This is a genomic window from Candidatus Aminicenantes bacterium (assembly GCA_026393795.1).
Taxonomy (GTDB): Bacteria; Acidobacteriota; Aminicenantia; order UBA2199; family UBA2199; genus UBA2199.
This window is the reverse complement of record JAPKZL010000239.1, coordinates 1-4,698: the sequence shown is the minus strand read 5'-3', so window position 1 is coordinate 4,698 and position 4,698 is coordinate 1. Positions and strand designations below refer to the sequence as shown.

4 protein-coding genes are annotated in these 4,698 nt (G+C 58.0%); 2 read left to right on the top strand and 2 right to left on the bottom strand.

What is annotated here, in order from left to right; translation table 11 throughout:
- Positions 1 to 553 precede the first annotated feature (553 nt).
- Complete coding sequence (locus NTW95_12405; protein MCX6558209.1) at positions 554 to 2,950, top strand: M1 family aminopeptidase; 2,397 nt, start codon at positions 554 to 556, stop codon at positions 2,948 to 2,950.
- A gap of 195 nt (positions 2,951 to 3,145) precedes the next feature.
- Entirely contained in the window at positions 3,146 to 3,940 is a 795-nt protein-coding gene (locus NTW95_12400) for an energy transducer TonB (GenBank protein ID MCX6558208.1), read from the top strand.
- Positions 3,941 to 3,953: 13 nt separating this feature from the next.
- Here the strand turns inward: NTW95_12400 and NTW95_12395 are convergent, their stop codons facing one another.
- Entirely contained in the window at positions 3,954 to 4,424 is a 471-nt protein-coding gene (locus NTW95_12395; protein MCX6558207.1) for a hydrogenase maturation protease, read from the bottom strand.
- Positions 4,425 to 4,561: 137 nt separating this feature from the next.
- Positions 4,562 to 4,696 (bottom strand): 4Fe-4S binding protein, encoded by a 135-nt coding sequence (locus NTW95_12390; protein ID MCX6558206.1) that lies wholly within the window; start codon positions 4,694 to 4,696, stop codon positions 4,562 to 4,564.
- Positions 4,697 to 4,698 lie beyond the last annotated feature (2 nt).

The following is a 4,698-nucleotide window of genomic DNA, read 5'->3' as shown; positions in this document are numbered from 1 at the left end:
CCGACCAGCTTGGGGCTGGTGGCTTCGACGTTGACGCCGGGAACCAATGAACCGTCTTCAAGCTGGACGATGCCAAAGATCTTGGCAGTCGTTTGCTGGGCGCTCAGTACTCCCGCAAGCAGGAGCACGCTGATCGCCAGCAGGGCGAAGCTTCTGACGTGTTTCATTCTGTTTGTCCTCCTTTTTAATTTAGACAAAACACCATTAACCAAGCATTATTCATGCCAAGACCGGCGGATGAGCGGAAATGGACCGGAAACCGGGTCGCTGCCGTGAAAGCCTGAACGGAAAATGGTTTGCGCGCCTGGGCCAACAGCGAAAATCGTTAAAATTCATGTTGATCCCCGAGCGCCGGCCAAAAAATTCAAATATTTGAATATAAATTCAATAAAAAGAACATTCCGGCCCATTTTACATGAAAAAAGCGGAAAAATTCCTGCCAAGCCCGGCTGGCGGCCGTTTTTATTCCATGAACAGAAAAAATAGTGTTCTTTAGCTGTTTTCTGAACATGGCCTGTTGGCTATTTCCGAGTAAAAAGATATAATTCCCATTATGAAAAAACATCTGCTGCTTTCCCTGCTGCTGCTCGCCGGTTTGCGGCCGGCCATCGCCCAGGAGCCCCTGGAAACGGCCATTAAAAAGAAAGACTGGACAACGCTGGCAACGCTGTTCAGCGATCAGACGCACCAGCAGCTGATTGTCTATTTCAAGGATTGCCTCGGCGTGGGCTTCAGCCTGCTGCGCCAGGACGACCTGATGTATTTCGCCCGCTTCAAGGAATTCGCCGAGATCGGCGAGATCACCTTTGAAAGGGATGGCGACACGTATCGGCAGCTCAGCCTGAAGCGCAACCTCAAGCCTTTGTATTTCGTCGATCATTTTTCGCGCACCGTCATGACCGAGCGCACCGTGAGCATGGGCGACGCCGTCATCCATTTCAAAAACGGGGTGATGTACCGGGGCATGCCCATGGGCAATGTCTTCGTTTTTTGCGGAGATTGGGAATTCAGCATACGTCCCGAATCGGAAGAGGAGCGGCTGACGCTGCTCAGCCAGGTGCGCAGCGACACCTTCGTCAAAGAGGCGCAAGCCGGAGTGTTCGTTTTCAGCCAGCCGGAGTTCATGGACGACCTGCCGCCGCCGACGGCCGTGCGCGAGCTCGCCGACGGCGAGGCCAAGCTGCTCTACGACATTTTTCAGCAGAAGTGGGGCATGCACATCCCCTTCTTTAACGAGCTCTGGTATTTTCCCTTCGCCCTTGATTTCAACACCGCCGTTTTTTACCGCAAACCCGGCAAATCCTTTTACCGCTATGTCTTCAGCAGCGGCATCTCGCCCGATACCAGCCTGGTCATGCTCCCGGAAAACAAGTTCTATCTCAATTACAATGCCGTCAAGGGGCTCAAGTTCACGTCCCAGGGCGTCGACGAGCTGGAGAACCTGCAGCTGAATATTTTTTACAATCCCCAGGTCGAGTTCCTTTCCGCGACCGCGGTCCTGAATTTCAAGGAACCGTCCAGCGTCAAGACGGTCAGCCTCGACTCCAGCCTGGTCGTCAAGGGCTACGGCAAGTCCCAGCAGCACGAACTCCAGCTTTTCAACCGCGCCGACACCTATTTCCTTCTGGGCCAGGGGCTGAACAAATTCAGTTTTTATTATGCCGGGAGCGTCAAGCCCGGCGGCGACGCCGCCGACATGATCCGCATCAACACCGACGACTCCGACGACCGCAAAAGGGAGCATTATTTCATCCTCAACCGCGACCAGGATTTCTATCCGAATCCGGGACCGCATTTTTTTAAGAACCGGGTCAAGATCACGCTGCCCGCGCCGCTGCAATGCCTGGTCACCGGCGAGCTGCGCTCGCAACAGACTCTGGGCGAGCGCAACGAATTCGTTTTCGAGAGCCCCGGCAGCAAGGGCGTCTCGCTGGTCTGCGGAAATTTCACCCAGCTGCTGACCATCCCCAGCCGGGTGCCGATCCGGGTTTTCGGGCTCGCCAAACTCAAGCTCAGCAACTACTTCGACGTCGCCGACATCCAGGGCTGTTTCGATTTCCTGCTGGACAAATTCGGGCCGCTGGAGGTCAAGCAGCTGAACATGCTGCTGCGCCGCCGCGAGGAGTACGGCGGCTTGAGCAACCAGGGGTTCGTGATCTTCAACCTCTTGGACAAGAGCGGTTTCATCAACGATGAGATGAGCATCACCCGGCGCATGCGCAAGGAGAGCCCGGTCGTTTTCGATGATGTCAACCGCGACAACCTGGTCCATGAGCTGTCGCACCAGTGGTGGGGCGGGATCATCTCCTGGAAGGGGTACCAGGACCAGTGGCTGACCGAGGGGCTGGCGGAGTTTTCCACCCTTTTCTACCTGGAGCACCATGTAGCGGAGAACCAGTACCGCAAGGCGATCGCCAGCGCCAACAAATGGGTTTTCCGCTGCAACGACGCCGGACCGATCGCCTACGGCCGGCGCATCGCCAACCTGAGCAACGACATGCTCACCTACCAGAGCATTGTCTACGATAAGTCGGCATTGGTGTTTTTGATGTTGAAGGAAATCCTGGGCGAAGAGGAGATGCTCAAACGCCTGCGTGAGCTTCTGAACGATTACAAGTACCAGAGCCTGGTGTCAACCCGCTTCATCCAGAACATCTGCCAGGGAGACGTTATCCTGCACAAGTTTTTTAATGGCTGGGTCTTTTCGCGCCTGCTGCCCGAAGTCAGTTACCGGGTCGTTATCGCCGGCCCGAACGCCGAGATCGTCTTCAGCCAAAGCAACACCGATTTCGTGTTCCCGGTCAGGGTCCGGATCACCACCGCCGTCGGGGAAACCGTGCGCACCCTGGTGGTGGAGGACAAGGAGCAGAAATTCAAGCTAACGGAAAAATCGCCCATCCGATCGATCGAAGTCGATGCCGGAGTGTCGCCGATCAAGCTGAACGATTAAGTCGCGGCACACTCTTTGAAGACAAAAACTCACCCCCACCCCTCTCTTTTTAACAGAGAGGGGTCCCGCTAATCACTTCCACCTTAGGGGGGCTGGGGGATGAGTTTTCAAGCAAGTCATCATCGAATTGTTGAGAACCTTTTCAATGTTCGACTGGATTTTCAGCTTAAAATGAGTTATTCTATAATATTGTGAATGAGTTATTTCTCATTGCTTCGCGAGGTTTTGATGCTGGATGAATCGCTGCTCGAGCCGGCCGACCGCAACGCCCACAAAAGGAAATGGCTGCTGCTGCCCATTTCACTGCTGGCGCACTTGCTGGCCATCGCCGCCCTGGTGGTTGTGCCGCTGCTGCTGGCCGAAAGCCAGCTTCCCGAGGTGCACATGACCAACATCCTGGTCATGGCTCCGCCCAAGCCCACGCCGCCGCCGCCGCCTCCGCCGCCATACGGCCGCGGGCGCGGCTCGCACGGAGCGAAACCCGGAGCAGCGAAACAAGCGGAAAAGCCGCGGGTCTATTTCGGCAAGCTGGTGGCTCCGATCGAGGTGCCGGTGACAATCGTTGAGGATGAGGGCAGCGATTTCGGCGTCGAGGGCGGGGTTCCCTGGGGCGTGGTCGGCGGCGTCGAGGGCGGCGTGGAAGGCGGTGTCGTCGGCGGCGTTTTGGGCGGCGTGCTCGGCGGCAGCCTGCCCGAGGAACAGCCGATGTATGTCAGCGGCAAGCATATCCCGAAGCTCATCCGCCAGGTGAAGCCCGAGTTCCCGCGCGAGGCCTATGCGTCCCGTTTGCAGGCCATCGTGGTCGTGGAAGCGACGACCGACGTCTACGGCCGGGTGAACCGGGCGCGGATCATCAGCGGCGATCCCATGTTCAACGAGGCGGCGCTGGCGGCCGTCCGCCAGTGGCTGTACGAGCCCTACATCGTCGACGGCATCCCGCGGCCGATCATCTTCACCGTCAGCATGACCTTCGGATTGCTCCCGCAGTAAAAGAAATTCGATCCTATTTTTTTATCTTTTCGCGTACCGTCTGCCGCAACGTCTGCTGCGAAGCCTGCTGCAACGCGGCGGCCAGAAATTCGGCCAGGAGGGGGAGTGTTTTCCGTACCGGAGCCGAAAGCCGGTTCCCCGGCCGCAGCGAAAAGGGCTGCACGCCGACGAGGATGACCCGACAGGGGATGGAGGCGCTCAGGAAGCGCATCAGCAGGCGCAGCGGCAGGTGGTGGCTGGTCATGTCGCCGACGGCGATCGCGCCTTCGTCGGCCAGGAAAACGGTTCCCGCAGCCAGGCCGTGATCGACGGCATCGAGCAGGACGACATGGCTGGGGGCGAAGGCGCGGATGGCGCCGGTGAAATTCTCCGGGGCCTCGCCGCCGCTGACGATGCGGATTTTTGCTTCGGCCGGCAGCTTCCTGGCCAAGGCCCGCGCCAAGGCGCAGCCCAGCCGGTCATCGCCCTTCCAGTTCATGCCGATGCCGAGAACAAAAATCTTTTTTGCCCGGCGGAGCCGGAGCGGCAGCTGACGGCGAAAGTCGCCGTGGCAGGGAAAAGATGCGCCACTGCTTTCTTTGGGTATTGATGGGGACGGTTGGCGCGAGGCGATGGCCGGAACTACTTGTATTCGATCTTCAGCTGATGGCGGTCCAACACGGCGAGTTCGAACTCGCCGTTCATGTGATAGGCCTTGGTCGGGCAGGAGTCGACGCACTGGGCGCAATGGATGCAGCGGTCGTTGTGCAGGATCATCT